This is a genomic window from Allobosea sp. LjRoot9, from assembly GCF_964252745.1.
GTDB lineage: Bacteria > Pseudomonadota > Alphaproteobacteria > Rhizobiales > Beijerinckiaceae > Allobosea.
Map to the genome: position 1 here is coordinate 995,443 of NZ_CAXUPC020000001.1, position 26,123 is coordinate 1,021,565.

The window sequence follows — 26,123 nt, forward strand, 5'->3', positions numbered from 1 at the left end:
ATTCTAAATCGCTTCAGCCTCGAGAGAATTGAATGGCCATTGAGAGCATGACGGGATTTGCCCGCGTCGCCGGCACGGTGGGCATGCATGCCTGGGCCTGGGAGATCCGCAGCGTCAACGGGCGTGGCCTGGATGTGCGCGTGCGTGTGCCGCCGGGTTTCGAGAGCATCGCCGAAGCCGCGCGAAAGCGCATCTCCAGCGCCTTTTCGCGTGGGACCCTGCATGTGAACCTCGCAGTGACCAGCGATGCCGGCCCACCGCGTCCGCGGATCAACGAAGCGGCGCTCGCCACGCTTCTGGAGGCGGTATCGCGCCTGCCCGCATCGGATGCCATTCGCCCCGCCTCCTATGACGGGCTGCTCGGCATTCGCGGCGTGGTCGAGTTCACCGAAGAAGCCCAGGACGCGCTCGGAGCCGTCGAGGCATCCGCGCTGAAGGGGTTGGAAGCTGTCGTGCTGGCCTTGAAGGAGGCGCGGGCAAGCGAGGGACGTGCGCTCGAAGCCGTGCTTTCCGGGCATCGTGACAGCATCGCCCGCCTCACGGCCGAGGCCGAGAGCCACCCCGCCCGCGGCGTCGAGGCGATCCGTGAGCGCCTGGCTACACAGCTGCAGGCACTGATGGAGGCAAGCCCGGCGCTCGATCCGCAGCGCTTGCATCAGGAGGCGGCCCTGCTGGCGGTCAAGGCCGACATCCGAGAGGAGGTCGACCGTCTACACGCCCATGTCGTCGCCTTGCAGGTGCTGCTCGACCAGGGCGGCGCGATCGGCCGCAAGCTTGATTTCCTCTCGCAGGAGTTCGGTCGCGAGGCTTCGACCCTCTGCGCCAAGGCGGGCGATGCGGGCTTGTCGCGGATTGGCCTGGAGCTGCGGACCGTCGTCGACCAGATGCGCGAGCAGGTGCAGAATGTGGAGTGAGCGCTGATGGCTGACGCCGTTCGCCCGGCCCGTCGCGGGCTTATGCTGATCCTGTCCTCGCCCTCCGGCGCGGGAAAGTCGACGCTGACGCGCAATCTGTCGCAGAACGAGAACAACCTCGATTTGTCGATTTCGGTGACGACGCGGCTCAAGCGCCCCTCCGAGATCGACGGCGTGCATTACCGCTTCATCGATCGCGCGACCTTCGACGCCATGCGCCAGCACAACGAATTGCTTGAGTGGGCCGAGGTCCATGGCAATGGCTATGGTACGCCGCGCAAGGATGTCGAGACGTCGCTCGCCGATGGCCGGGATGTGCTCTTCGACATCGACTGGCAGGGCACCCAGCAGATCGTCAAGAAAGCCCGTGAGGATGTCGTCACCATCTTCATCCTGCCGCCTTCGATGGCCGAATTGCGCTCCAGGCTCGTGCGCCGCGCCGAGGATGCTCCCGAGGTCATCGCCAAGCGCCTCGGCAACGCCCGTGACGAGATCGCGCGCTGGGAGAAATACGACTACGTCATCGTCAATGACGATCTCGGCGCGGCCTATGAATCGATCAAGGCGATCCTGACGGCGGAGCGGCTGAAGCGCAGCCGCGCGACCGGCCTCAAGGATTTCGTCGATCGCCTGCTCGGCGAGGCTCTGCCGTAGCGGCCAGAGCATCGGCCCGAAAAGCTGGATCCGGCTCTGGCGTGTCAGTTCGGCTGGATGCCCGCGTCGCGGACGAGCTTGGACCAGCGCGCGCTGTCGGCCGCGATCACCGCTGAAAGCTCGGCTGGCGAATTGCCTATCGGCGTTGCGCCCTGGGCCTGCATGGCCTCCGCAACATCGGCGGATCTGATCGCCTGGGACACGGCTTCGTTCAGCTTCGCGACGATCGGAGCCGGCGTCGCCGCAGGCGCCATCAGCGCATACCAGGAGACGGCCTCGAAGCCCGGCAATCCGAAGGCCTCGGCGATGGTCGGCAATTCCGGCATCACCGGGCTGCGCTGCGCACTGGCGAGCCCGAGCGCTCGCAACTGGCCGCTATCGATCAAGGGCTTGGCGGTTGAGAGCTGCGCAAAGATCAAGTCGACATCGCCGCGCAGGACGTCGGTCAGGGCCGGCGCGACCCCGCGATAAGGTACGTGTGTCATCGATAGGCCGGTCGAACGGGCCAACAATTCGGCGGCGAGATGGGCCAGGCTGCCGGCGCCGGGAGACGCATAGGTCAGGCCTCGCTGGTTCGGACCGGGCCGCCCGCGCACCAGCATGTCTTGAGCGGTCGCGATCGATGATCCGGAGGCAACGACCAGCACGTTCTCGACGCTGGCGATTTGCGTGATCGGGGAGAAATCCTTGACCGGATCATAGGGCAGATTGGCAAACAGCGCCGGATTGACCGCTGCATTGCCGACCGGCATCAGCGCCAGCGTGTAACCGTCGGCCTCCGCCTTGGCGACGGCGGCCATGGCGGTGTTGCCTTGGGCGCCGACCCGGTTCTCGACTATGATCGGCTTGCCCCAGCGTTGCGTCAGCTTCTCGGCGACGATGCGGGCAAGCGCATCGGGCGCGCCGCCCGCCGCGAAGCCGACGACGATCCGGACTGGCCTCATTGGATAATCCGTCGGCTGGGCCTCGGTCGGGCGAGCGCCCGTCAAGCCGGCAGCGACCGTGATGCAGCTCAACAAGGACGCGATGGCGCGGCGCATCGGCGCGACCTCCTGATGGCGAACCAGAGCATCGGCCCGAAACCTGGGAGCCGGTTTTCGGGCGAGCCGATGCAAGATCAAGGCCTTGAACTACGGGCATCTTGCCTAGCGCGTTTTCGAGCGAAGTGGATAGCGGTTCGCGTGAAGAAAACGCGTTAAAACAAAGAGGTAGAGCAGGTTCCGACCCAACCGGATCGGAACCTGCTCTAATCAGCGTTGCCGTGCCAAGGCGTTGGCGAGCCGCACGAAGCCCGAGACCGGGATTTCCTCGGCCCGGGCCGTCGGCGCAAGTCCGGCTTCCTCGATCAGCGGCAGCGGATCCGACAGGATCGGCTTCAGGCTCTGGCGCAGCATCTTGCGTCGCTGGCCGAAGGCGGCAAGCGTGATCCGCTCGAGCAGGCGCCGGTCGCAGGGCTCCGGCTCGGCGCGCGGAATGAGCTGCACGATCGAGGAGGTGATCTTTGGCTGGGGCACGAAAGCGGTGCGCGGCACGTCGAACAGGATTTTCGTGTCGCAAAGCCAGTTGCACAGCACGGCGAGCCGGCCGTAATCGGCGCGCTCCTCGGGTGTCGCCACGATCCGCTCGGCGACCTCGCGCTGGAACATCAGCGTCAGCGATTGCCACCAGGGCGGCCAGGGGTCGAGGCTGAGCCAGCCCACGAGCAGCGGCGTGCCGATATTATAGGGCAGGTTTGCGACGATGCGGGCCGGTTTGCCGGCAAGATGCGGTCTGAGGTCGACAGCCAGCGCGTCGCCGTCGATGATCTCCAGACGACCTGGGTAATGCGCGGCGATCTCCGCCAGCGCGGGCAGGCAGCGCCGGTCGCGCTCGATCGCGATCACCCGGCCGGCGCCATTGGCGAGCAGGGCTCGCGTCAACCCGCCGGGGCCTGGTCCGATCTCGACCACGGTCTCACCCACCAGCGGGCCGGCTGCCCGCGCGATCCGTCCCGTCAGGTTGAGGTCGAACAGGAAGTTCTGCCCAAGCGCTTTCTGGGCCATCAGGCCATGGCGCTCGACCACATCGCGCAGGGGCGGCAGGGTGTCGATCTGGCTCACGCCGCAGCCTGCGCGTGTTGCGCCGCCATGCGTGCGGCAAGCCGCAGCGCGGCGCAGAGACTGTCCGGCCGGGCGATGCCTTGCCCGGCAATGTCGAAGGCGGTGCCGTGGTCCGGAGAGGTTCGGATGAAGGGCAAGCCGAGCGTGACGTTCACCCCCTCGTCGAAGGCGATCGTCTTGATCGGGATCAGCGCCTGGTCATGGTACATCGCCAGCGCGACATCATAGCCGGCGCGCGCCCGGGCATGGAACATCGTGTCGGCCGGGTAGGGGCCGCGCGCCTCGATGCCCAGCGCCCGTAACCTGGCGATGGCAGGCGCGACCACCTCATCGTCTTCGCGCCCGAGCGCGCCGCCTTCGCCGGCATGCGGGTTCAGGCCGCTCACCGCGATGCGGGGCGAGGCGATGCCGAAGCGGCGCGATAATTCACCGGCGACGATCCGGCCGGTTTCGACGATCAGCTCCTGCGTCAGGGCATCCGGCACCGACCGCAGCGGGATATGGATCGTGACGGGAACGACCGCGAGGTCCTCGCACCACAGCATCATGACCGGGTGAGGCGCCGCGCCGCCATCAGCGGCGAGATGCGCGAGGAATTCCGTGTGGCCGGGATGGGCGAAGCCGGCGGCATAGAGCACGGATTTGGCGATCGGGTTGGTGACGACGGCAGAGGCCTGTCCTTGCCTCACAGCCGCGACCGCAGAGGTGATCGAGCCGATCGTGCCAGCGGCCGATGCCGGATCCGGCTGTCCCGGCATTGCCGTCACGGCGTGACCATGCGCGATGACAGGCAAGGCCTTCGCGAAGGAGCGGTTCACCGCATCCCACCCGCAGGAGATCAGCGGCACATCGAGCCCGAGCCTCTGCGCGGTCTGCGCGAGATGGTCGATGTCCGTGATGCAGGCAAAGGCGGGCAGCGCGCGCTGTTCGCGTTCGCGCCAGGCCAGCAATGCGAGTTCTGGGCCGATTCCGGCGGGGTCGCCCTGCGTCAGGGCCAGGGGCGGCGCTGGCACCTTTGCCTCCGCGAGAGGTCGATGCCAGTCGGCGTCACTGGCTGACGCCGTCGCCGGTCGAAGAGCCACCGAGATTTTGGGAATAGGTGAGCTGTCCGAGCGTCTTGAGCTCAAGCTTGAACATGATCGTGCGGGTATCTTTCGCCGTGCCGGAGACCTGCTTGTCGGCGTAGTTCTGCGTGTAGCTGACGTCGAAAATAGTGCACTCGTCGGTGTAGTTCACGCCGAACGAGGTCGAGGCCGTCTGGAACGGAGTCGTGTTCGGGTAAGTGGCGATGGTCGCGGTTCCCGCAGCATAGCTGGCGCGCCAGACTTCGCGGTCGTATTTGTACTTGTCGAGGTCGAACAGCACGCCGGCCCGCACGCGCCAGTTCTGTGCAACCAGGACCGAGCCGTTGAGCGACAGGCCTTCGCGCCGGCGCGGGATGCCGAGATCGGGCTGCGGCTCATAGCGGCCATAGCCGACCGTCGCGGTGAAGATGCTGTTGGTATAGGTCGCCCCCGCGTCGATGCGCTGCGCCTCGAATGTGCTCTCGTTCAGGCGAGCCGCGCCCGTCAGGACGAAATTCTTGAAGGGCGATATCTGCGCACGCGCCACATAGTCCGAGCGGCTTGTGTCGAGGCCGGAATCAAGCCCGGTATTGACCAGATCCCCGCGAGCGAAGGAGTTGCGCCCGGCGATGCTGTAGGATTGTCCAAACAAGGCATTGGCGTAGCCATCGGTGCCAAAGCGCCCGGTATAGCGGGCGCCGACATTGGCGCGCGTGCCGCCTTCGAGTCGGTCATATCCCGAAAACTTGCTGCTCCACTCGAACAGGTTGGTGTCGTCGAAGACCAGGCTCTGCGAATCTTCGTTCGCGACGCGCAGGCTGCTCGTCTCGTTCGGGCGCGCGATGATCTGCGCTACCGGCTCGATGATATGCGTCCCCCAGCTCGTCTTGGCGACGAACGGATAGCGATACATCAGGCCGATCGCCGGCATCGCCCGGCCGAACATCTCGTCCGAAGTATCGGCGATCGTCTTGGCATAGGCGTTGGCGTAGCCGGTGGTCGACGGATTGATCGAGAAGACATCGGCGCGCAGCGACGCATAAGGCGTCCAGACCTGGCCGATCGAATCGATGAAGTTGCGCCGCCAGGACACCTCAGCAGTGGCGCGCGCGGTATTGCCGGCGAGGCCACGCACCAGGCAGGTGCTCTTCTGATAGACTGCGCAGCCATCATAGAGCGAATAGGACGGCGTCGTGACCAGATAGGTGCTCTGGCTCGGGATCTGCTGGTAGGCCGTCGCATCGCGGTGCAGGAACGTGACATTGGCGTTGAAGGTCAATTCACCGCCGAGGAAGGACGGCTTGTTGATGCGCTTGTCATAGTCGATGACCGGCAGCACCACGGGCTGCTGCTTCTGCCAATCGGTCGAGGTCAGCGGCTGGAAATAATAGCCGCGCATGTCGAACCAGGCCGTCTCGCTCTGCCCGTTGAGATAGACCGTCGAGATCGACTCCTGCAGATAGGTCGTCGAGCTGATGCTCTCATTCATGATGCGGTAGTTCTTATAGAACCAGCGATCCGTCGACATCGCCACGTTCCAGCCGAACGACCAGCGCGGGTTCAGGTAGAACTTGCCGTTCGATTCGATCGAGCCGCGGAATTCCTTGTCGCCGGCGCCCAGCGGCGTTGCCAGGAACTTGGACTGCTCCTGCTGGAAAATGCCCGAGGCGCGGATCTTGTAGGCGCCGTTGACGAGACGCTGGCGCCATTCCACCTGGCCGAGCAGGCCCTGGCGCGTCAGATAGGTCGGCGTGATGGTCAGGTCGTAATCCGGCGCCAAATTCAGAAAATATGGCAGGCCGACGCCATAGCCGAGCGCTCCCGTATTCAGGAACTTCGGCGACAGGAAGCCGGACTTCCGCTTCACCGTCGAATCCGGCCCCGACATGTAAGGCACATAGGCCATCGGCACGCCGAGGAACTCGATGCGCGCATCCTCATAGTAGATCGTCTGCTCGGACTTCTTGTGGATGATCCGCGCGGCGCGCACCTGCCAGAGCGGTGGTCTTTCCGGCTTGTCCTTGCAGGGCTCGCAGGCTGTGTAGATGCCCTTGTCGAAGATGAAGGTCTCGCCGTCCGTGCGCTCGGCGCGCGGCGCGGTAAAACGCGTATTGTCAGGATTCACCACGCGCAGCGAATCGATGAAGCCGTCGCGGAAATCGTCGGTCAGGTTGAAATGGTCGCCGGTGATGACCGTGCCGTTGGTCTCGGTGATCCGGGCGTTCCCGGTCGCAATGACGCGCTTGCTGGCGCGGTCATAGACGACCTTGTCGGCCTCGATCGTCCGCCCCTGATAGAGGATCTGGACGTCGCCCACGGCGGAAACGGTGTTGTTGTCCTTGTCGTAGACCAGTTCGCGGGCATCGACGACCATCCGCTCCTGCGGCTTGGCTCCGGCTTGCGGTTTGGCCCCGGCGGGATTCTGGGCAGCAGCAGGCGCTTGCGCGACGGCAATGCCGCCGGCCGTCAGCATATAGGCCAAGCTCGAGGCGAGGGCGGTCGCCGTAGCAAAGCGCGCCATGCGTCTCACGCCCACATTCATACGCTCAATCCTAAATTAACCATAGGCACAGTACTCTTACCCATCTTCCTGATGAAGGAGGGTCAAGGCTCCCAGCATCGTTCCGACGGCCGCAGGCAGCCATGCGGCGACGATCGGATTGACGATTCCCGACGATCCGAGCTCCTCCGACAGCTGCGTTGCAACATACAGCACGAAGCCGGCCGCCACGCCACCTATCACCAGTCTAGTTACCCCACCAAACCGGAAAAATCTTAAGGAAACGGACGCAGCGACCAAAACCATGGCGACGAGCAGCAGCGGCCGCGCCTTAAGTGACTGATAGCGCAGTTCATAACGTGTCGTATCGAGCCCGGCGCGCTGCGTCCTCTCGATCACCGTGGGCATTGCCCAGAAGCCGACTGCGTCGGGCGGTGTGAAGCTTTGCCGCATCTGCTCCGGTTCCAGCGTGGTCGCGAGCAGGTAGGTCTTGTAGTTTTGCGGTTCTTCCATGGCGGAGATCACGCGCGCGTCGGTGAGTTCCCAGTGTCCTCGATAGAGCACGGCGCGTTTCGCGTCGATCCGCTCGACGAAGCCGCCATTGGCATCGAAGTTGAAGATCGCGACGTCGGAGAGGCCATCGCCGTCCGGCAGCGCGCCGGCAGCGCGGATGATCGCCTGGCCGTCGACGCTGCGTTGCCGCATCCAGATGTCGTGACCGCTGGCCGTCTGCCCGGTGCGAGCGAACAGCCGCAGTTCAAGCGCGGTGGCCTTGCGCTTCAGCTCGGCCGCCACGGGGTTGTAGATCAGGATCGAGACCAAGCCGATGACCACGGCCACGAGGGCCGCGGGTTGCAGGAATTGCCAGGCCGAGACGCCGACCGAGCGTGCGACGACGAGCTCGAGCTTCCGGCTCAGCGTCAGCAGCGCGAACATGCCGCCAAACAGTGCCGCGAACGGAAAGATCTGCTCGGCGACTGCCGGCGCGCGGTAGAGCGCGAGCTGGATGATCAGCGGTGTCGTGGCGATGGGCGAATCGCCCGCGCGCCGCATCAGCTCGACGAAGTCGAGCGTTCCGATCAGGAAGAAGAACGTGCTGAAGACGCCGAGGATGGCGCGTGCGAACCGCTTTGTCAGATAGCGGCCAAAGGTCGAGATCAGAAGCATCAGGCGCGCCGAAGCCTTGCTGCGAGCAGGTTGAACGGCGCGAACAAGGGCGCCGTGAGGCGTCCCAGGAAAGGACGCAGCCTTTGGCCGAAGACGATCAGCGAGACGGAAATGACGATGGCGGCCAGCGGCAGGATATAGAGCAGCCAGACCGCGAAGCTTGATCTGACGCTCGCCGTCCAGGCAGCGTAAGCGCCGATGCGCGTCGCGCTGACGATGAGGATGGCGGATTGGAGCGCGACCGCGCGGCCCTGACGTGTGGTGCGCGCCTCGCCGATCGCCGCAAAGGCGATCAGCATGAAGGCGATCGGGTAGAGCGGCGCCGACAGCCTGTTGTGCAATTCGGCGCGGAAACGCCCCTCCTGGAGCTTGTAATAGCTTTCATTGGGATCCTGGTTCAGCAGCGCCCAGGTCGAGCGTTCGCGCGGCTTGTAGGTGACCTTGTCGCCATCGCCTTCGCCGGCCCCTCCCGTCGGATCGCCCGACAGTGCCGACAGGTTGAGCGCGTAGCGCTCGAACGAGATGATCGAGGTCGTATCCTGGCGGTTCTCGCGCTGGATCGTGCCCTTTTCCAGCATCAGGAAGCTGTTGCCGTCGACATCGACGGTGCGTCCGCGCTCGGCGATATAGATCGAAGGCTGCTTCGGATCGCGCCTGTCCTGCATGAAGATGCCGACCAGCGCGTCGCCCGATTTCTCGCGGTAATGGAAGGTCACGCCCGAATCGAGGGAGACGAACTGGCCTTCCTTGACCACGTTCGCGACGAAATCCGCGCGGATCAGCGTGATCAGGTCGCGCAGCATGCGAAATCCCGCGGGCATCACCGACAGCGTCATCCAGCAGACGATCAGCGAGGTCGCGATCGTCAGGACGATGAAGGGGCGCGTCAGGCGATGGGGCGCGACGCCGGCTGCGTTCATCACGATCAGCTCGGAATCGCTGTTCAACCGGTTCAGCGTGTAGAGCGTCGCCATGAACAGCGCGACCGGCGCGATGCCTGCGACCAGCGCCGGCAGCGAAAGCAGCGTGACGGTGAAGAAGATCAGGACCGTCTGGCCCTTGCCGGTGATCAGATCGACCTCGCGCAGGGCCTGCGTGACCCAGATCACGCTCGTCAGCCCGACAAGCAGGACGATGGCCGCGACCGTCGCGATCTTCAGGATGTAGCGGTCGAGGCGCTTAAGGAACAAGCTTCTGATTCCGATGCGAGGCTGGGAGGCAAGTGCTCCCTTGGACGGTTCGACGAACTCACCCTATGGTATAGGCGCAATCAAGGCGCAAACGGGAATCGTTTGTGTTCGTCTCGTTTCGCCCTTCCCGACGCCCCAATCCCTAAATCGTGAGCCCCGTCATGTCGCCGCGCCTGAAGCTCGAGGTCAAAGCCCTGAACGCAATCTCCGGCCAGGATCTCGTGATTCTCGTATCGGATGCACTGACGCCGCCGAAGACGGCCGAGGAATGGCTCGGCGAAGGCGTCCGCAGCCTGCTCGCGCGTGCTGCCGTAGCCGAGCGTTTCAAAGGCAAGGCGCTGTCGGGGCTGACCCTGCTGGCTCCCGACGGAGCCGGCTATGAGCGCCTGATCGCAATCGGCGTCGGCCCGGAAGCGGAGCGCGGCAAGCTCGATTTCGCCAAGCTTGGCGGCGCCATCGCCGGGCGCCTTGGTCATGGCCGCAGCGCCGATGTGATTCTGGCCCTGCCGGACGGTGAGCCGACGGCCGACCAGACCGCGGACATCGCGCTTGGGATGCGGCTGCGCGCTTACGCTTTCGATCGCTACAAGACCAAGACGAAGGAGAAGGACGAGGCCGAGCCGCTTACGGTGACGCTGCGGGTGTCTGACCCTGCGGCGATCAAGAAAGCCTTGAAGGCGCGTGAGGCGATCGCGGGCGGCGTCGAACTGGCGCGCGATCTGGTCAACGAGCCGCCCAATGTTCTCTACCCTGAAGAGTTCGCCGATCGCGCGGCCAAGCTCGAGAAGCTCGGCGTCGAGGTCGAGATTCTCGACGAGAAGCAGTTGAAGAAGATCGGCATGCGCGCGCTCCTCGCCGTCGGCCAGGGCTCGCGCCGCGAAAGTCGCGTCGTCGTGATGCGCTGGAACGGCGCGAAGTCCGGCGCCCAGCCTGTCGCCTTCATCGGCAAAGGCGTGACTTTCGACACCGGCGGCATCTCGCTCAAGCCCGGCGCTGGCATGGAGGACATGAAGGGCGATATGGCGGGCGCGGCCTGCGTCACAGGGCTGATGCATGCGCTCGCTGCCCGCAAGGCCAAGGTCAACGCCATCGGCGTGATCGGCCTCGTCGAGAACATGCCTGACGGCAATGCCCAGCGCCCCGGCGACATCGTTACCTCGCTCTCGGGGCAGACGATCGAGATCATCAACACCGACGCGGAAGGCCGCCTCGTACTGGCCGATGTGCTCTGGTACACGCAAGATCAGTTCAAGCCGAAATTCATGATCAATCTCGCGACGCTGACCGGCGCGATCCTGGTTGCCCTGGCGCAGGAACACGCCGGCCTGTTCTCCAACAATGACGAGCTGTCGGAGCGGCTGAGCTCCGCCGGCAAGGCGACAGGCGAGGCGGTCTGGCGCATGCCGCTGGGGCCGGCCTACGACAAGATGATCGATTCGAAATTCGCCGACATGAAGAACTCGGCCGGCCGCTATGGCGGCTCGATCACCGCCGCTCAGTTCCTGCAGCGCCATGTCAACGACACCCCCTGGGTGCATCTCGACATCGCCGGCACGGGCATGAGCTCGCCCAACACCGAGACCAACCGCTCCTGGGGCTCGGGCTGGGGCGTGCGCCTGCTCGACCATCTGGTGGCGGAGCATTACGAAAGCTGATTCGACTTAAGAGACTGATCCCATAACATTTTGGAAAGAAAGGCTTTCATGCCGGAAATCCTGTTCTTCCATCTGCAGTCACGCCCGCTCGAACAGGTCCTGCCGACGATTCTCGATCGGGCTGTTTCGCGCGGGCAGAAGGTTGTGGTTGAGTTGTCCAGCCCAGAGCGACTAAGCGCGCTCGACGATCATCTCTGGACCTATTCCGACGAGAGCTTCCTGCCTCATGTCACGGCGGCCGAGGCCGACGCGGCGGCGAACCCCGTTGTGCTGACGACGAAGGCGCATAACCCCAACGCGGCGCAGGTCCGCATCTGTGTGGAGGGTGTCCGCATTCCCGACGTATTGCAGGATTACGAGCGCGTCGTATTGATTTTCGATGGTGACGATCCCGACGCGCTGACAGCGGCGCGCGAGGATTGGAAGTCGGTTCGGGCATCGGGCGCCAGCGCCAGCTACTGGCAGCAGGACGACGCCGGCCGCTGGGAGAAAAAAGCGTGAAATTGCCTGTCCTGCTCGTTTGCGCCGCCGCTCTGGGCGGGTGTTCCGTCGATATGGGCGGGTTCGCCTTCACCTCCGAGTCCAATGGCGGGCGCACCACCACGACGACGAGCAGCGCCACGGCGCGCGTCTCGACTCAGGAAGCGCAATTGACTGCAGACGGCGAATGCAGCGCCGATATCTCGCTCGATCCCTCGACGCGCCCCTTGCCGCCGCAGATCGCGGAGGGCATCACCGAATGTGAATTGGTCAAGCTGAAGGGCGCGCGCCCGACCGATGTGCTGATCGGCGACAGCGGCAAGGGCCAGCGCGAGGTGCAAGTGCTCTATTCCGAGCCCGGCGGCCGCGAGATCTACATGTTCACCGACAACAGGCTGAGTCGGATCGTTAAGCCCGGGCAGGGCTGACCTCTTCGGCACATTCCCGCATCGGGAGCAGGAACCAGGATATGCGGCGGTCATCGATCATTCGTTTCGCAGCCGTCGCCATGACAGGCCTCGCCCTGCTTTCGACCATGCCGCGGATCGCTTCGGCGCAGACAGTCTCGCAATTGTCGCAAGCCGAAGCCGCCAATAAGGCGCTCGTCCTCGACTTCTGGTCCAAGGTCTTTGATGCGCAGGACTGGACCAGGGCGAAGGACTATCTCGCCGATGACTACATCCAGCACAATCCCAACGTGGCGAGTGGATTGGCCGGATTCAACGCGTATTTCTCGAAGATCTGGCCGAACCCCAAATCCGCCACCGCGATCATCGCGACCGAATTCGTGGCCGTCGTGACGCAGGGCGATCTCGTCCAGCTCGTGATGCGTCGCAGCCGGGCAGAGCCCGGCAATGAGCTGAAGACCTATGACAGCTACTGGTTCGATCTGTTCCGGGTCAGGGACGGCAAGATCGTCGAACATTGGGACCCGGCTCTGAAGCCCGTCAGGAATTGACGATACGGCAGCAGAAGCGATTATCCTTGATCAGGTGCATCTCCGGCGAGCCGGAACGCTTGCCGGGCCTGCTGCGTCAGATCATCCTCATAGTCCTTGGCAACCTCAAGCGCTCTCCAATTCCTCGCTCAGGCCCAACCACTCCTCTTCGGCTGCCGCCAGCGCCTCGGCGAGTTCGGCCCGCTGCCGCGAGAGGATCAGTGCCTTGTCAGGGTCGCGCGCGAAGGCCGCGCCATTGCCGAGCACGCCGTCGACCTTCTCGATCAGTCCGGTCAGCTTGGCGATGCGCGCCTCGGCGAGATTGAGCTTTTGCCGCAGTGGGCCCTGCGCGATGCGTTTGACCGCAGCCTCCTTGCGCTCCTCGGCCTTGCCATTGCCTGAGGGGGCTGCCTCGGCGGCGGATTTCTCGCGCTTGGCCGCCTTCGCGGTGCCGAGCACGAAGCTGCGGTAGTCCTCCATGTCGCCGTCGAAATTCTTGACTGTGCCGTCGCCCACCAGCCAGAGCCGGTCGGCGCAGGACTCGATCAGGAAGCGGTCGTGGCTGACGAGGATGACCGCGCCGGGATAGTCGTTGATCGCGTTGACCAGCGCGGTGCGGCTGTCGATGTCGAGATGGTTCGTCGGCTCGTCGAGGATCAGCAGATGGGGGCCGCCGAAGGCCGCGAGCCCCAGCATCAGCCGGGCCTTCTCGCCGCCGGAGAGGTTCTTCACCGGCGTCTCGGCCTTGCTCGCGGGGAAGCCGATCTGCGCAGCCTTGGAGCGCACCTTGGCCTCGGGCGCGTCCGGCATCAGATCGCGCAGATGCGCGACCGGCGTGTCCTCCAGCCGCAATTCGTCGAGCTGGTGCTGGGCGAAATAGGCCGTCTCCAGCTTCGATGATTTCCGCATCGTGCCCGAGAGCGGCGGCAGCCTGCCGCCGATCAGCTTGCAGAAGGTCGACTTGCCGTTGCCGTTGGAGCCGAGCAGCGCGATGCGGTCGTCGGGCAGGAGCGTCAGGTTGAGCTTCGACAGCACGGTGCGGTCGCCATAACCGGCGCTGGCGTTGTCCAGCACGATCATCGGCGGCGAGAGCGGCCGCTCGGGGCCGGGCAGGCTGAAGGGCTGGACGTCGCGATCGACGATGGTGGCGATCGATTCCATCTTCTCCAGCCGCTTGACGCGCGACTGTGCCTGGCGCGCCTTCGAGGCCTTGGCCTTGAAGCGGTCGACGAAGGCCTGGAGATGCTTGCGCTCGGCGTCCTGCTTCTCCTTGGCCTTCGAGAGCTGCATCTGCTTCTCGGCGCGCTGCCTGGCAAAGGAGGTGTAGCCGCCGCGATAGATCGTCAGCTTGCCCTGGTCGAGATGCAGGATGTGGTCGACGCAGGTGTCGAGCAATTCGCGGTCATGGCTGACGACGAGCACGGTGTGCGGGTAGCGCTCGAGATAATCGTAGAGCCAGAGCGTGCCTTCGAGGTCGAGATAGTTGGTCGGCTCGTCGAGGAGCAGCAGGTCGGGCTCCGAGAACAGCACGGCGGCGAGCGCGACGCGCATGCGCCAGCCGCCGGAGAAATCCGAGCAGGGGCGCTGCTGCGCCGCCTCGTCGAAGCCGAGGCCGTGCAGCACGGTCGCGGCGCGGGCCGGGGCGGAATGGGCGTTGATGTCGGCAAGCCGGGTTTCGATCTCGGCAATGCGATGCGGGTCTTTGGCGGTCTCGGACTCCTTGATCAGGGCCGCGCGCTCGGTGTCGGCGGCGAGCACGACCTCGATCAGCGTCTCCGGACCGCCGGGCGCCTCCTGCGCGACGCCGCCGATGCGCCGACCCTTGGGCAGGCTGATATTGCCGCCTTCCGGCGAAAGATCGCCGGTGATGATGCGGAAGAGCGTGGTCTTGCCGGTGCCGTTGCGGCCCACGAGGCCAACGCGCGAGCCATCGGGCAGCGCTGCGCTGGCGTGATCGAGCAGAAGCCGTTCACCGAGCCTGTAGGTAATGTCGTTGATCGTGAGCATGCGGCGGTTTAGGCGGGAATTCGCCCCTAAAGCAATCGTCAAACGCGCCTAGGGGCTGTTCGACGGACGCCGTCACGGTTTCGCCACGATCTCGCCTTTCCGCGGCCCGGCAGGGCCCTCACGCAAAGTAAGCCGAACATCATTCGATTCGCCCAGAGCATCCCATGCAGCTCAATTCCAGTTTCGCCGGCCGGCGCCACGTCTCGATCGTATCTATCCTGATCGTCTTGACGTCGGTGATCATCGGCAGCGCCGCCGCCGCTGCGGCATTGCTGCCGCTATCCTGGCTGCCATCGTCCTGAGGGCGGGGCCTTTCAGCGAAAGTTAACGCCGACTGGTCTATTCACCTGCCACCATCATCGGTGTCGCTGCGAGGACCAGGGCGCTTGTTCAGTCTGAGATTCAGGCTTCCTGCCGCCATGCTCGGCTTGGCGTGCCTCGCCGCGCTCGCCGTAGGCGGATCGGCCTATTTCGCCGTTCAGCAATGGACCCGCGAAGCGGTGCGCGAGCGCCTCGACATTCTCGCCGAAAGCCATGCCAAGGCGATCGAGCGGCGCTGGCGGCAGATCCGCTCCGAACTCTCGGTGCAGGCGCGTAGCGCCTATACGGTCACATCGCTGGACGAGATCGGCAAATGGATGGAGCTGGGCGCTTATGACCGCAGCGCCATTCTGTCCTATTATCAAGGCGATGGTTCGCTATCTTCATCCGAACGCGTGGCGCGGACCGGCCAGGATCACAAGCATGGTTATTCCTGGCGCCATGTCGCGATCCACGAGACCTATTCCGCGATCCTGAAGCAGTTCGGCTATGCCGACGTCTACCTCGTCTCCGCCAAGGGGCGCGTCGTCTACAGCGTGACCAAGGGGCCCGAATTCGGGCGCCTGATCAGCGAGCCCGACCTCGCCCGATCAGGGCTCGGCACCATCTTCGAGGCCGCGAGCAAGCTGCCCATCGGCGAGCAGGCGGTCATCGATTTCGCGCCCTACGACCCGGTCGGCGGCGAATCGCGCGCCTTCCTGGCGCAGCGTTTCTCTGACGCCGATACCGGGGCTTCCGAGCCGGCCGGCACGCTCATCTTCGCGATCAACACCTCGCTGATCGACGATGCTCTGGCGGCGAGCGCCAGCGCGTCGCGCCATACGGAGGCTCATGTCGTCGGCGCGGACGGCTTCATGCGCTCGAACCCCGCCGCGCGGCAGGCTGGCACGGCGCCCGTCGAGACGCTGGATCCGCGTCGGCTCGCCGCCTCGGGCGGCGCCATGCTCCAGATGACGAGCCGCGACGGCGCACCGCTGGTCGTGACCGGGCGCGCCATAGCGGTCGATGGCTGGCCCTGGCTGCTCTGGCTGACCGAGCCCGAGAGTTCGGCCTTCGCCGTCATCGACAAGCTCAAGGGAGCGATCGTGGTGGCCAGCCTCAGTGTGCTCGGCCCCGTGCTGCTGGTGGCGTTGCTGCTTGGCCTCTCCGTGGCGCAGCCGATCGCCGGGCTCGCCGAGGCGCTTGCGGGGGCCGCGGCGGGGCGCACCAATCTGCGCATCCCTGGTGCGCAGCGACGCGACGAGATCGGTGCGATCGCGGCTTCCGTCCAGAGCATTCGCGAAACCATGGTGCGGGACGAGCAGGCCCGCCTGCAGGAGCGTGAGGAGCGCGATAGCGACACACAGCGGCAGCGCGCGGCCTTGCTCAGCGATCTCGCATCCGATCTGGAGCGCTCCGTGCTGGGCGTCACGAGCGCGGTCTCCAACGCCGCTGAGGCTCTCAGCGTGACGGCGAGCGAATTGTCGGCGGGAGCGCGCGAGACGCAGGCCAATGCCGGTACGGTCCATGAGGCGGCCTCGCGGGCGATCTTCAGCATGAGTTCGATCGAGGAGGCGGCGCGCGATCTGCGTCTGGCGATTGATCGGCTTGATGGCGACGTCCAGTCTTCCGACCGCTCGGCACGGTCGGCGCGGGATTACGCGGACGAGATGGGGGTGATCGTGGATTCGCTGGCGACCGGAGCCGCGCGCGTCTCCGACGTCACTGGCCTGATCTCCGGCATCGCCGCGCAGACCAATCTGCTTGCGCTCAACGCCACGATCGAGGCCGCCCGCGCCGGCGACGCCGGTCGCGGCTTCGCCGTCGTCGCCTCCGAGGTGAAGGGGCTGTCGGCCCAGACCGCGCGCGCCATCGAGGATATTTCGCGCCAGATCGCGACCATGAACCAGGCCACGGGCGAGACAGTCGATGCCATCGCCGGCATTCGCGGCATGATCGCCGATCTGAGCGACGCGGTCCGCCGCACCGCGGGAACGATGCGCCAGCAGCATGGCGTGACCCATGCCATCGTTTCCGATGTCAGCGCCGCGACCCATGAGTTCAGCCGAATCGGCGACGCCACCAGCCTGGTCTCGAACGCCTCGCAGCAGACCTCGGAAGCCGCGGCCGCCGTCCTGCGGGCATCGAACGAATTGAGCGGGCTTGCGAGTTCGCTGAAGTCGCGGATCGATCAGTTCATCACGCAGGTCCGTGCGGCGTGAGCGCGGCGAGCCGCTTGTCGGCGAGGCGGGCAGGGGCTAACCCTTCCTCATGAGCCGCACAGCCTTTTATCCCGGATCCTTCGACCCGATCACCAACGGCCATGCCGACGTCATCGCGGGCGCCTGCCGGCTCTGCGACCGGCTCGTCCTGGCCATCGGCGTGCATCCCGGCAAGGCCCCGATCTTTTCGGCCGATGAACGCGCCGCGCTGCTGCGCGAGGTCGCGGAGCCGATCGCGGCGGCGGAGGGCGTTGCCATCGAGGTCGTGACCTTCGACTATCTCGCCGTCCAGGCCGCTCAGGCCGCCGGCGCGACGATCATGATCCGCGGCCTACGCGACGCCACCGACTTCGACTACGAGATGCAGCTCGCCGGCATGAACCAGACCATGGTGCCCGATTTGCAGACCGTGTTCCTCCCGGCTTCCGCCAATACGCGCTACATCACCTCGACGCTGGTCCGCCAGATCGCGTCGATGGGCGGAGACGTCTCGGCCTTCGTTCCGCCTCTGGTCAGCACCAGGCTCAAGGTCAAATTCCCGACGCGCTAACCCCGGTTCCGCGCCATTTTCGGTGGTGCGAATTGGATTTGCATTTGCATTTTGTGAACGGCGATGGTGTCTCTGGCACCACTGACTCGCATCGTTTCGGTGCGAGTCCACCGTTCCACGAGTTCCTCCATGCGCCTCTCCCGCTACTTTCTGCCCCTGCTGCGCGATACGCCCAAAGAAGCCGAGATCGTCTCGCACCGCCTGATGCTGCGCGCGGGGATGATCCGCCAGCAGTCCGCCGGCATCTATTCCTGGCTGCCGCTGGGCCTGCGCGTCCTCGACAAGATCAGCCGCATCGTCCGCGAGGAGCAGAACCGCTCTGGCGCCATCGAGATCCTGATGCCGACGATACAGTCGGCCGATCTCTGGCGCGAGAGTGGCCGCTACGACGCCTATGGCAAGGAGATGCTGCGCATCAAGGACCGGCACGACCGCGAGATGCTCTACGGCCCGACCAATGAGGAGATGGTCACCGACATCTTCCGGTCCTATGTGAAGTCCTACAAGGACTTGCCGCTCAACCTCTACCACATCCAGTGGAAGTTCCGTGACGAGGTCCGCCCCCGTTTCGGCGTGATGCGCGGGCGCGAATTCCTGATGAAGGACGCCTATTCCTTCGACATCGACCAGGCCAGCGCGCGCCACGCCTATAACCGCATGTTCACGGCCTATCTGCGCACCTTCGCGCGGCTCGGCCTGAAGGCGATCCCGATGCGCGCCGACACCGGCCCGATCGGCGGCGATCTCAGCCACGAATTCATCGTGCTGGCCTCGACCGGCGAGAGCCAGGTCTTCTGCCACAAGGACTATCTCGACTTCGAGACGCCCGCGATCGACACCGATTTCGACAGCGTGGACGGTCTCCAGAGCCTCGTCGATAAATGGACGAGCCTCTATGCCGCGACCGAGGAGATGCATGAGGCTGCGGATTTTGACGCGATCCCCGCCGACAAGCAGCTTTCGGCGCGCGGCATCGAAGTTGGTCACATCTTCTATTTCGGCACGAAGTATTCCGAGCCGATGGGCGCAACCGTAGCCGGCCCGGACGGGATCCCCGTGCCTGTCCATGGCGGCTCGTACGGTATCGGCCCGAGCCGGCTCGTTGCCGCACTGATCGAGGCTGGCCATGATGATGGCGGCATCATCTGGCCCGATGAGATCGCGCCCTTCGACATTGCCGTGCTGAACCTCAAGGTCGGCGATGCTGCGACCGACGGCGCTTGCGAGCAGCTCTACAAGACGCTGCTCGCCAAGGGCTATGACGCGCTCTACGACGACACGGACACGCGTCCTGGTGGCAAATTCGCCGCTGCCGACCTGATCGGGGTGCCCTGGCAGATCATCGTCGGCCCCAAGGGGCTGGCCGAGGGCAAGGTCGAGATCAAGCGCCGCACCAGTGGCGAGCGAGAACTCGTCTCGCTCGAGGCCGCGCTTGATCGCTTCAAGGGAAAGACCGCGTGAACCCGCGCAACCGGCAGGGCAGGGGTCGATGAATATGGCGACGCAGGCGTTGCCGGCCGAGACGGCCGATACGGGCGCGCAGATTCAGCCCACCGGAACCCGTCCCTTCGCCGGTTTCGAATGGCTGCTGGCCGGGCGCTATCTGCGCACGCGCCGGCGTGAGGGCTTCGTTTCGGTCATCGCCGGCTTCTCTTTCCTCGGCATCCTGCTCGGCGTTGCCACGCTGATCATCGTGATGTCGGTGATGAACGGCTTCCGTAAGGAGCTGCTGGAGAAGATCGTCGGCGTGAACGGCCACATCTTCGCGACCCCGATCGACCGCCCGCTCGACGACTACATGGCGGTGGCCGAGCGGTTGCGGAAGGTGCCGGGCATCAAGCTCGCCATCCCGCTGGTCGAGGGGCAGGCGCTGGCGTCGTCGCAATACGCCAATGGCGGCGTGCTGGTGCGTGGCATCAGCGAGGCCGACCTCAAATCGATCCCCTTCGTCGGCGGCAACATCAGGCGCGGCACGCTCGATGGCTTCGACACGGCCGGCGGCGTCGCCATCGGCAAGCGCCTGGCGGATTCCCTGTCGCTGCAACCGGGCGATTCGATCACCATCGTGACGCCGCGCGGGGCCTCCACGCCCTTTGGCACGGCGCCGCGCATCAAGGCCTATCCGGTGCAGGCCGTGTTCGAAATCGGGATGACCGAGTTCGACAGCTCCTTCGTCTTCATGCCGCTGACGGAGGCGCAGGCCTATTTCAACCGCGACGGCGACGTGAACGTCATCGAGATCTTCGTCGACAATCCCGACAAGACCCAGGCCGTGCGCGACGCCATCGAGGCCGATGCGCCGCGACCGCTCGTGCTGTCCGACTGGCGCCAGCGCAACCGGACCTTCTTCAGCGCGCTCGAAGTCGAGCGCAACGTCATGTTCATCATCCTGGCCCTGATCGTGCTCGTCGCGGCGCTCAACATCGTCTCGGGCCTGATCATGCTGGTGAAGGACAAGACATCGGACATCGCGATCATGCGGACGATGGGGGCGACGCGCGGCACGGTCCTGCGCGTCTTCCTGATCACGGGCGCGGCGATCGGCGTCTTCGGGACGCTGGCGGGCCTCGCGCTCGGGATCGTCTTCGCCAGGAACATCAAGTCGATCACCGCGGCGCTGAACTGGCTCACCGGCGCCAATCTCTGGGATCCGACCGTGCGTTTCCTCAGTGACATTCCCTCCGTCATTGATTGGGGCGAGGTCACCAGCGTGGTGGTGATGGCGCTTGTCCTGTCGCTGCTGGCGACGCTCTATCCGGCCTGGAAGGCGGCGCGTCTCGACCCCGTCCAAGCGCTCAGGATGGGTTGAAGGCAGGAACTGGTCGCATCATGCAACGCGAAACACCTGCACTCTTCCTCTCCCAGGTCGAGCGCTTCTACCCCCAGACCGATGCTCCGCTCGAAATCCTGCGCAAGGCGGATTTCGCGCTGTGGCCAGGCGAGCTCGTCGCGCTCGTCGCGCCGAGCGGCACGGGCAAGTCGACCTTGCTCCATGTCGCCGGCCTGCTCGAAAAGCCGGATGCCGGCGAGGTCTTCGTCGGCGGCATGGCGACAGCCAAGCTCGATGACAAGGGCCGCACCCGGTTGCGGCGCACAGAGATCGGCTTCGTCTACCAGTTCCACCATCTGCTGCCGGAATTCAGCGCGCTGGAGAACGTCGTCCTGCCGCAGCGCATCCGTGGTCTGCCAAAGCAATTGGCGGAAGAGCGGGCCGCTGAACTGCTGACCTTCCTCGGCCTGGGCGCGCGCCTCGACCATCTGCCGGGCGAACTCTCCGGCGGCGAGCAGCAGCGCGTCGCGATCGGCCGCGCCATGGCCAATACACCGCGCCTGCTGCTGGCCGATGAGCCGACCGGCAATCTCGATCCGCATACCTCGCTGCATGTCTTCAGTACGCTTGTGGCCCTGGCGCGCGCCTCGGGGCTGGCGGCCCTGATCGCGACCCATAATCTCGATCTCGCCCGCCGCATGGATCGCCAGGTCACAATCCGAGACGGGCTGGTCGTGCCGCTCTGACGGCAAGTCATCTCGGTTTAATATTCTGTTAACTGCCATTCATATGCGCAGAGCGGAGCTGACCTATAGGCATTGACGAGAACAAAACATGAATTAAATTGGACGTATAGAGAACATTGGAGATGGACATGATCGCTGCGCGCAAACTGGTCGTCGGGCTGGCCGAAATCCTGTCGCTTGGCCTGTTCCTCGGTATGATCTGGATCTGGGCGGCGTTGATGGCAGGGCCGCGCGTCTGACCTGTCCACAGCGCGGCATGTCTATCCACAGCGTGGCATGCCACCGCCTCGACGCCTGCCTCGCAACCGCTTCATATGACGCTGGCGCGACGCCACGAGTCGCACTCTGAACAGCGGGCAGGCGAGGGTGGAATGAGTCGAGAATCCGGCGAGGCGCGCATTCTGTCGGAGGTCGGCTTCGTCCATCTTCATGTCCATTCGAGCTATTCGCTGCTCGAAGGCGCGATGACCGTCTCGACCATCGCCAAGATGGCTGCCGGGGACGGGCAGCCGGCGCTGGCGCTGACCGACACCAACAACCTGTTCGGCGCGCTCGAATTCTCGGAGAAGCTGGCGGGTTCCGGCTTGCAGCCGATCGTGGGCGTGCAGCTCTCGGTCGATTTCGCGGATGAAGCCGAGGGCGGCCGCAAGCCCGTGCAGCAGGACACACCGCACATCGTCCTGCTCGCCATGACGGAGGGTGGCTACGGCAACCTGATGAAGCTCGTCTCCGAGGCTTGCCTGGCGGCCGGCGGCTCGGGGCAGCCGATCTCGTCGCTGGAGCGCCTGGCGGCGCATCATGAAGGGCTGATCGCCCTGACCGGCGGTTATGGCGGTCCGCTCGACATGGCGCTGCGGGCGGGGCAGGCGCCGCAGGCAAAAACCCGGCTCGACCAACTCGCCTCCATCTTCGGCGACCGGCTCTATGTCGAGATCCAGCGCCATGAGCGCGAGGGGCAGGCCGTGGTCGAGGCGCATCTGCTGCGGCTTGCCTATGATGCCGACCTGCCGATCGTGGCCACCAACGAGCCCTTCTTCGCAAAGCCTGGCGACTTCGACGCTCATGACGCGCTGCTGGCGGTCGCCGCCGGGCGTCTGGTTTCCGACGGCGAGCGCCGCCGCGTCACGCCGCTGCATCAGTTCGCCAGCCGCGCCGAGATGAAGCGGCGCTTCGCCGACCTGCCGGAGGCTTTGAGCGCGACCGTCGAGATCGCGATGCGCTGCTCCTGGCGTGTCGGCCTGCGCAAGCCGATCCTGCCGCGCTTCGGCGCGGAAGGGAGCGACGAGGCGGAGGAGCTGGAAGCACAGGCGCGCGCCGGCCTAGCCGCGCGGCTTGCCAAGCACGGCCCGGCTTCCGGCTATACGGTCGAGGACTATGAGAAGCGGCTCGATTTCGAGCTCTCCATCATCACCCGGATGAAGTTCCCGGGCTACTTTCTGATCGTCGCCGACTTCATCAAATGGGCCAAGGACCACGGTATTCCGGTCGGGCCCGGCCGCGGTTCGGGCGCGGGCTCGCTCGTCGCCTATGCGCTGACCATCACCGACGTCGATCCGCTGCGCTTCGGCCTGCTGTTCGAGCGCTTCCTCAACCCCGACCGCGTCTCGATGCCGGACTTCGACATCGACTTCTGCCAGAACCGGCGAGAAGAGGTGATCGACTACGTCAAACGCCATTATGGCGAGGAGCGCGTCGCACAGATCATCACCTTCGGTACGCTGCTGGCGCGGGGCGTGCTGCGCGATGTCGGCCGCGTTCTTGAAATGCCTTATGGCCAGGTCGACAAGCTGACCAAGCTCGTGCCGCAGAATCCGGCGAAGCCGATTTCGCTGGTCGATGCGATTGCAGGCGAGCCCAAGCTGCAGGAAGCGGCGGCGGAGGAGCCGATCGTCGCGCGCCTGCTCGAGATCGGCCAGAAGCTCGAAGGCCTGCACCGCCACGCCTCGACCCACGCGGCCGGCGTCGTCATCGGCGACCGCCCGCTCGAACAGCTCGTCGCGCTCTCGGTCGATCCGCGCACCGGCATGCGCGTCACTCAGTTCAACATGAAATGGGTCGAGCAGGCCGGGTTGGTGAAGTTCGACTTCCTCGGCCTCAAGACGCTGACCACCCTGGAGACGGCGGTGAAGCTCATCGCCCAGCGCGGCATCGCGGTCGACCTCGCGAGCCTGCCTTTCGACGATCCCAAGAGCTACGAGATGCTGGCGCGCGGCGAGGTGGTCGGCGTGTTCCAGGTGGAAAGCGCCGGCATGCGGCGTGCGCTCGTCGACATGAAAGCCGACCGGATCGAGGATCTGATCGCGCTGGTCGCGCTCTACCGGCCGGGCCCGATGGATAACATCCCGAGCTATTGCCGCCGCAAGCTCGGTCAGGAAAGCCCGACCTATCTGCACCCCAAGATGGAGCCGATCCTCGCCGAAACGCACGGCATCATCGTCTACCAGGAGCAGGTGATGCAGGTGGCCCAGGCGCTCTCGGGCTATTCGCTCGGTGAGGCAGACCTGCTGCGCCGCGCCATGGGCAAGAAGATCAAGGCCGAGATGGACGCTCAGCGCGACCGTTTCGTGCGCGGCGCCGTCGAAGGCGGCATGACCAAGGATATCGCTTCCGAGATCTTCGATCTTCTGGCGAAATTCGCCGATTACGGCTTCAACAAGAGCCATGCGGCCGCTTATGCCGTGGTGGCCTTCCAGACCGCCTATCTCAAGGCGAATTATCCGGTCGAATTCCTCGCTGCTTCGATGACGCTCGATATGGGCAACACCGACAAGCTCAACGAATTCCGCCGCGACGCCGAGCGCCTCGAGATCAAGGTTCTGCCGCCCGCGATCAACCGCTCCGGCGTCGAGTTCGACGTCGCCGATGATGCGATCCATTATGCACTCGGCGCGATCAAGGGCGTCGGGCGGCTTGCGGTCGAATCCGTCGTCGTCGCGCGCCGCGCCGGCGGCGATTTTAAGGATCTCGCCGACTTCGCCCGACGGATCGACACCAAGCTGGTCAACCGCCGCACCATCGAGGCGCTGATTGCGGCAGGCGCACTGGATGCGCTGGAGCCGGAGCGCGCCCGGGCCATGGCGGCGATCGACGGCATGCTGGCACTCTCCAACCGAACGCGCGACGAGGCGGCGGCCGGACAATCCGATTTCTTCGGTGGCGGCATGGTCCAGGAGGCTTTCCGCATCCCGCCTGTTGAGCCCTGGTCACCGGCCGAACGGCTCAGGCGCGAGCATGACGCGGTCGGCTTCTTCCTCTCGGGCCATCCGCTCGACGATTACGAGCATGTGCTCAAGCGCCTGCGCGTGCAGCGCTATGCCGATTTCGCCCAGACCGTGCGCGCCAACGGCACTTCGGTCGCCAAGGTCGCCGTTTCCGTCATCGACAAATCGGAGCGGCGGACGAAATCCGGCTCGAAGATGGGCATCGTCAACCTCTCCGATCCAAGCGGCCAGTTCGAGGCGATCCTGTTCTCGGAGGGGCTGCAGCGCTACCGGGATCTGCTGGAGCCGGGCAGGGCGCTGGTCCTGCGCCTTTCTGCCGTGCTCGACGGCGAGGAGGTTCGGCCCCGCATCGAAGATGTCGAGGTGCTGGACGATCTCGCCGCGCGTCAGAAGCAGGATCTGCTGGTCTATCTGCGTGACGACAAGGCGCTGGCCTCGATCGCCGAGCGTGTCCGTCCGCGTAGCGACGGCATCAGGGCCGAGGGCAAGATCGCGCTGGTGATGATCCTGAACGACGGCGCGCAGGAGGTCGAGATCGAGTTGCCAGGGCGCTATCCGGTCAACCAGCAGATCGCCAATGCGGTGCGCGCCGCGCCCGGCGTGGTCAGCGTCGAATTGCGCTGAAGAGGCGCGAAAGCCGCCCTGGGGTCAGGCGAGTTTCCGCCTGCGCGACCGGCTCTCATCAAAGTGTTAGAGCAGGATCAATGCGAAAAACCGGTTCCCACTTTTTCGCATCCTGCTCTAGCGTCATACCGGCCTTGTGCTGAGCTGAGAGCAATGCTTTCAAATGAAGCAGGAAAGCGTTTTCATCCGGGTGCGCAGCCGTTTCTCACCAGAGGAGTGGAGCGAACCTGAATGCCGGGGGGCCTGTCGTGAATCATTATATCGCGCGCATTCCGATGAGCCTTGCGGTGCCCGAGGCGATGCACTGGGCCATCAAGGACGTGCTGGAGGGTGAGTACGAGGCGGGCTATGACGGCGTCGGCCTCGATATCCTCGATATCGGTGCGAATGTCGGTTCTTTTGCGCTCTGGGCAACGGCGCGCTGGCCGGGCAGCGTGGTGACCTCCTACGAACCGCATCCCGGCACCTTCGAGTTCCTGAAACGCAATACGCATCAGCGCCGCGATATCGTTATCGTCAACGCGGCTCTGTTTCCGGGCGGACAGAAGACTGCGAGCTTTGTGAGCCGCTTCGCCGGGGACGGCGAATCCGGGTTGGCATCCTATGCCGGCGATACCTTCGTGGCGGGCGCGATGGTCGAGCGCTACGAGGTCGCCGTCGTGGATCCCGCCAGCCTGCCATCACCGGACATCGTGAAAATCGATATCGAGGGCGGCGAGGGCGATGTGCTGGATCATATCGATCTGTCAAAGACTTCGCTGGTGTTGCTGGAGTACCAGAATCGCAAGAACCGCATCCAGCTGGAAGCCCGGCTGAAAGCGGATTTCGACCTGATCGACACCCATGAGCACTCCTGGGATCCGCTGCTCGAACAGCGCTGCTACCGGCCCGATCTGGCGGGCGACGTTTATGGGCGCATGTTTGCTGCCCGTAAGGGCGTGACACGGATGAGGCGCACGGCCGAGGGGTGAATGACGGTGCGCTGCGCCGCTGCAGGCGCTCTGGCCTGGCTGCGGGATTGGA

21 protein-coding genes are annotated in these 26,123 nt (G+C 65.1%); 14 read left to right on the plus strand and 7 right to left on the minus strand.

Annotated elements, in window-relative coordinates; all coding sequences use genetic code 11:
- Positions 1–32: 32 nt before the first annotated feature.
- Together ACSQ3P_RS04765 and gmk are read left to right on the plus strand one after the other, a co-directional pair.
- Entirely contained in the window at positions 33–914 is an 882-nt protein-coding gene (locus tag ACSQ3P_RS04765) for a YicC/YloC family endoribonuclease (protein ID WP_436164458.1), read from the plus strand.
- A gap of 6 nt (positions 915–920) precedes the next feature.
- The gene (gene gmk, locus ACSQ3P_RS04770; RefSeq protein WP_092165811.1) at positions 921–1,568 is read left to right on the plus strand and encodes a guanylate kinase; all 648 of its coding nucleotides are present in this window, start codon (positions 921–923) and stop codon (positions 1,566–1,568) included.
- Positions 1,569–1,612: 44 nt separating this feature from the next.
- On the opposite strand, the gene ACSQ3P_RS04775 is transcribed toward gmk, so the two are convergent.
- The 6 genes from ACSQ3P_RS04775 to lptF all read right to left on the minus strand — a co-directional run bounded on the left by ACSQ3P_RS04775 (position 1,613) and on the right by lptF (position 9,588).
- Complete coding sequence (locus ACSQ3P_RS04775) at positions 1,613–2,608, minus strand: Bug family tripartite tricarboxylate transporter substrate binding protein (protein WP_436164459.1); 996 nt, start codon at positions 2,606–2,608, stop codon at positions 1,613–1,615.
- Positions 2,609–2,818: 210 nt separating this feature from the next.
- Positions 2,819–3,667, minus strand: a complete 849-nt coding sequence (rsmA, locus tag ACSQ3P_RS04780; RefSeq protein WP_436164460.1) for a 16S rRNA (adenine(1518)-N(6)/adenine(1519)-N(6))-dimethyltransferase RsmA — start codon at positions 3,665–3,667, stop codon at positions 2,819–2,821.
- The gene (gene pdxA, locus ACSQ3P_RS04785; protein WP_436164461.1) at positions 3,664–4,680 is read right to left on the minus strand and encodes a 4-hydroxythreonine-4-phosphate dehydrogenase PdxA; all 1,017 of its coding nucleotides are present in this window, start codon (positions 4,678–4,680) and stop codon (positions 3,664–3,666) included. The genes rsmA and pdxA overlap by 4 nt, the downstream gene beginning before the upstream one ends.
- Before the next feature lie 34 nt (positions 4,681–4,714).
- Positions 4,715–7,252 (minus strand): LPS-assembly protein LptD, encoded by a 2,538-nt coding sequence (locus ACSQ3P_RS04790; RefSeq protein ID WP_436164462.1) that lies wholly within the window; start codon positions 7,250–7,252, stop codon positions 4,715–4,717.
- 57 nt (positions 7,253–7,309) lie between these two features.
- Positions 7,310–8,398 (minus strand): LPS export ABC transporter permease LptG, encoded by a 1,089-nt coding sequence (gene lptG, locus ACSQ3P_RS04795; RefSeq protein WP_436164463.1) that lies wholly within the window; start codon positions 8,396–8,398, stop codon positions 7,310–7,312.
- Positions 8,398–9,588 (minus strand): LPS export ABC transporter permease LptF, encoded by a 1,191-nt coding sequence (lptF, locus tag ACSQ3P_RS04800; protein ID WP_103716914.1) that lies wholly within the window; start codon positions 9,586–9,588, stop codon positions 8,398–8,400. Before lptF ends, lptG begins: the two co-directional genes overlap by 1 nt.
- A gap of 161 nt (positions 9,589–9,749) precedes the next feature.
- Between lptF and ACSQ3P_RS04805 the strand changes: the two genes are divergently transcribed.
- Genes ACSQ3P_RS04805 through ACSQ3P_RS04820 form a run of 4 tightly spaced genes read left to right on the plus strand, consistent with a single transcriptional unit; the run spans position 9,750 to position 12,681 of the window.
- A complete protein-coding gene (locus tag ACSQ3P_RS04805; RefSeq protein ID WP_436164464.1) occupies positions 9,750–11,243 on the plus strand; it encodes a leucyl aminopeptidase in 1,494 nt (497 codons plus the stop codon).
- A 48-nt stretch (positions 11,244–11,291) separates the two neighbouring features.
- On the plus strand, positions 11,292–11,744 hold the full coding sequence (locus ACSQ3P_RS04810) for a DNA polymerase III subunit chi (RefSeq protein ID WP_436164465.1): 453 nt from the start codon (positions 11,292–11,294) through the stop codon (positions 11,742–11,744).
- On the plus strand, positions 11,741–12,151 hold the full coding sequence (locus tag ACSQ3P_RS04815; RefSeq protein ID WP_436164466.1) for a hypothetical protein: 411 nt from the start codon (positions 11,741–11,743) through the stop codon (positions 12,149–12,151). Before ACSQ3P_RS04810 ends, ACSQ3P_RS04815 begins: the two co-directional genes overlap by 4 nt.
- Positions 12,152–12,192: 41 nt before the next feature.
- On the plus strand, positions 12,193–12,681 hold the full coding sequence (locus ACSQ3P_RS04820; protein ID WP_436164467.1) for a nuclear transport factor 2 family protein: 489 nt from the start codon (positions 12,193–12,195) through the stop codon (positions 12,679–12,681).
- Positions 12,682–12,786: 105 nt separating this feature from the next.
- On the opposite strand, the gene ACSQ3P_RS04825 is transcribed toward ACSQ3P_RS04820, so the two are convergent.
- Positions 12,787–14,667 carry an ABC-F family ATP-binding cassette domain-containing protein gene (locus ACSQ3P_RS04825; protein WP_069691681.1) on the minus strand — a complete coding sequence of 627 codons (1,881 nt, stop codon included), beginning with the start codon at positions 14,665–14,667 and terminating at the stop codon, positions 12,787–12,789.
- A gap of 164 nt (positions 14,668–14,831) precedes the next feature.
- Here ACSQ3P_RS04825 and ACSQ3P_RS04830 point away from each other — a divergent pair, with 164 nt between their 5' ends.
- The 8 genes from ACSQ3P_RS04830 (at position 14,832) to ACSQ3P_RS04865 (ending at position 26,071) form a co-directional block, all read left to right on the plus strand.
- A complete protein-coding gene (locus tag ACSQ3P_RS04830; protein WP_436164468.1) occupies positions 14,832–14,969 on the plus strand; it encodes a hypothetical protein in 138 nt (45 codons plus the stop codon).
- An 84-nt stretch (positions 14,970–15,053) separates the two neighbouring features.
- Complete coding sequence (locus tag ACSQ3P_RS04835) at positions 15,054–17,189, plus strand: methyl-accepting chemotaxis protein (protein ID WP_436164469.1); 2,136 nt, start codon at positions 15,054–15,056, stop codon at positions 17,187–17,189.
- Between the two features lie 49 nt (positions 17,190–17,238).
- A complete protein-coding gene (gene coaD, locus ACSQ3P_RS04840) occupies positions 17,239–17,739 on the plus strand; it encodes a pantetheine-phosphate adenylyltransferase (protein ID WP_436164470.1) in 501 nt (166 codons plus the stop codon).
- A gap of 129 nt (positions 17,740–17,868) precedes the next feature.
- On the plus strand, positions 17,869–19,200 hold the full coding sequence (gene proS / locus ACSQ3P_RS04845; RefSeq protein ID WP_436164471.1) for a proline--tRNA ligase: 1,332 nt from the start codon (positions 17,869–17,871) through the stop codon (positions 19,198–19,200).
- A 34-nt stretch (positions 19,201–19,234) separates the two neighbouring features.
- On the plus strand, positions 19,235–20,548 hold the full coding sequence (locus tag ACSQ3P_RS04850) for a lipoprotein-releasing ABC transporter permease subunit (RefSeq protein ID WP_436165162.1): 1,314 nt from the start codon (positions 19,235–19,237) through the stop codon (positions 20,546–20,548).
- A 20-nt stretch (positions 20,549–20,568) separates the two neighbouring features.
- A complete protein-coding gene (locus tag ACSQ3P_RS04855; RefSeq protein WP_069691677.1) occupies positions 20,569–21,255 on the plus strand; it encodes an ABC transporter ATP-binding protein in 687 nt (228 codons plus the stop codon).
- A 371-nt stretch (positions 21,256–21,626) separates the two neighbouring features.
- Positions 21,627–25,100, plus strand: a complete 3,474-nt coding sequence (gene dnaE / locus ACSQ3P_RS04860) for a DNA polymerase III subunit alpha (protein WP_436164472.1) — start codon at positions 21,627–21,629, stop codon at positions 25,098–25,100.
- A 248-nt stretch (positions 25,101–25,348) separates the two neighbouring features.
- Entirely contained in the window at positions 25,349–26,071 is a 723-nt protein-coding gene (locus ACSQ3P_RS04865; RefSeq protein ID WP_436164473.1) for an FkbM family methyltransferase, read from the plus strand.
- The last annotated feature ends 52 nt before the right edge of the window (positions 26,072–26,123 follow it).

What these genes read in the sequence shown, in the direction of transcription:
- ACSQ3P_RS04765 (WP_436164458.1), top strand. Translation starts at nt 33, where the DNA reads ATGGCCATTGAGAGCATGACGGGATTTGCCCGCGTCGCCGGCACGGTG.
- gmk (WP_092165811.1), top strand. Translation starts at nt 921, where the DNA reads ATGGCTGACGCCGTTCGCCCGGCCCGTCGCGGGCTTATGCTGATCCTG.
- ACSQ3P_RS04775 (WP_436164459.1), bottom strand. Translation starts at nt 2,608, where the DNA reads ATGCGCCGCGCCATCGCGTCCTTGTTGAGCTGCATCACGGTCGCTGCC.
- ACSQ3P_RS04790 (WP_436164462.1), bottom strand. Translation starts at nt 7,252, where the DNA reads ATGGCGCGCTTTGCTACGGCGACCGCCCTCGCCTCGAGCTTGGCCTAT.
- lptG (WP_436164463.1), bottom strand. Translation starts at nt 8,398, where the DNA reads ATGCTTCTGATCTCGACCTTTGGCCGCTATCTGACAAAGCGGTTCGCA.
- ACSQ3P_RS04805 (WP_436164464.1), top strand. Translation starts at nt 9,750, where the DNA reads ATGTCGCCGCGCCTGAAGCTCGAGGTCAAAGCCCTGAACGCAATCTCC.
- ACSQ3P_RS04810 (WP_436164465.1), top strand. Translation starts at nt 11,292, where the DNA reads ATGCCGGAAATCCTGTTCTTCCATCTGCAGTCACGCCCGCTCGAACAG.
- ACSQ3P_RS04820 (WP_436164467.1), top strand. Translation starts at nt 12,193, where the DNA reads ATGCGGCGGTCATCGATCATTCGTTTCGCAGCCGTCGCCATGACAGGC.
- ACSQ3P_RS04825 (WP_069691681.1), bottom strand. Translation starts at nt 14,667, where the DNA reads ATGCTCACGATCAACGACATTACCTACAGGCTCGGTGAACGGCTTCTG.
- ACSQ3P_RS04830 (WP_436164468.1), top strand. Translation starts at nt 14,832, where the DNA reads ATGCAGCTCAATTCCAGTTTCGCCGGCCGGCGCCACGTCTCGATCGTA.
- coaD (WP_436164470.1), top strand. Translation starts at nt 17,239, where the DNA reads ATGAGCCGCACAGCCTTTTATCCCGGATCCTTCGACCCGATCACCAAC.
- proS (WP_436164471.1), top strand. Translation starts at nt 17,869, where the DNA reads ATGCGCCTCTCCCGCTACTTTCTGCCCCTGCTGCGCGATACGCCCAAA.
- ACSQ3P_RS04850 (WP_436165162.1), top strand. Translation starts at nt 19,235, where the DNA reads ATGGCGACGCAGGCGTTGCCGGCCGAGACGGCCGATACGGGCGCGCAG.
- ACSQ3P_RS04855 (WP_069691677.1), top strand. Translation starts at nt 20,569, where the DNA reads ATGCAACGCGAAACACCTGCACTCTTCCTCTCCCAGGTCGAGCGCTTC.
- dnaE (WP_436164472.1), top strand. Translation starts at nt 21,627, where the DNA reads ATGAGTCGAGAATCCGGCGAGGCGCGCATTCTGTCGGAGGTCGGCTTC.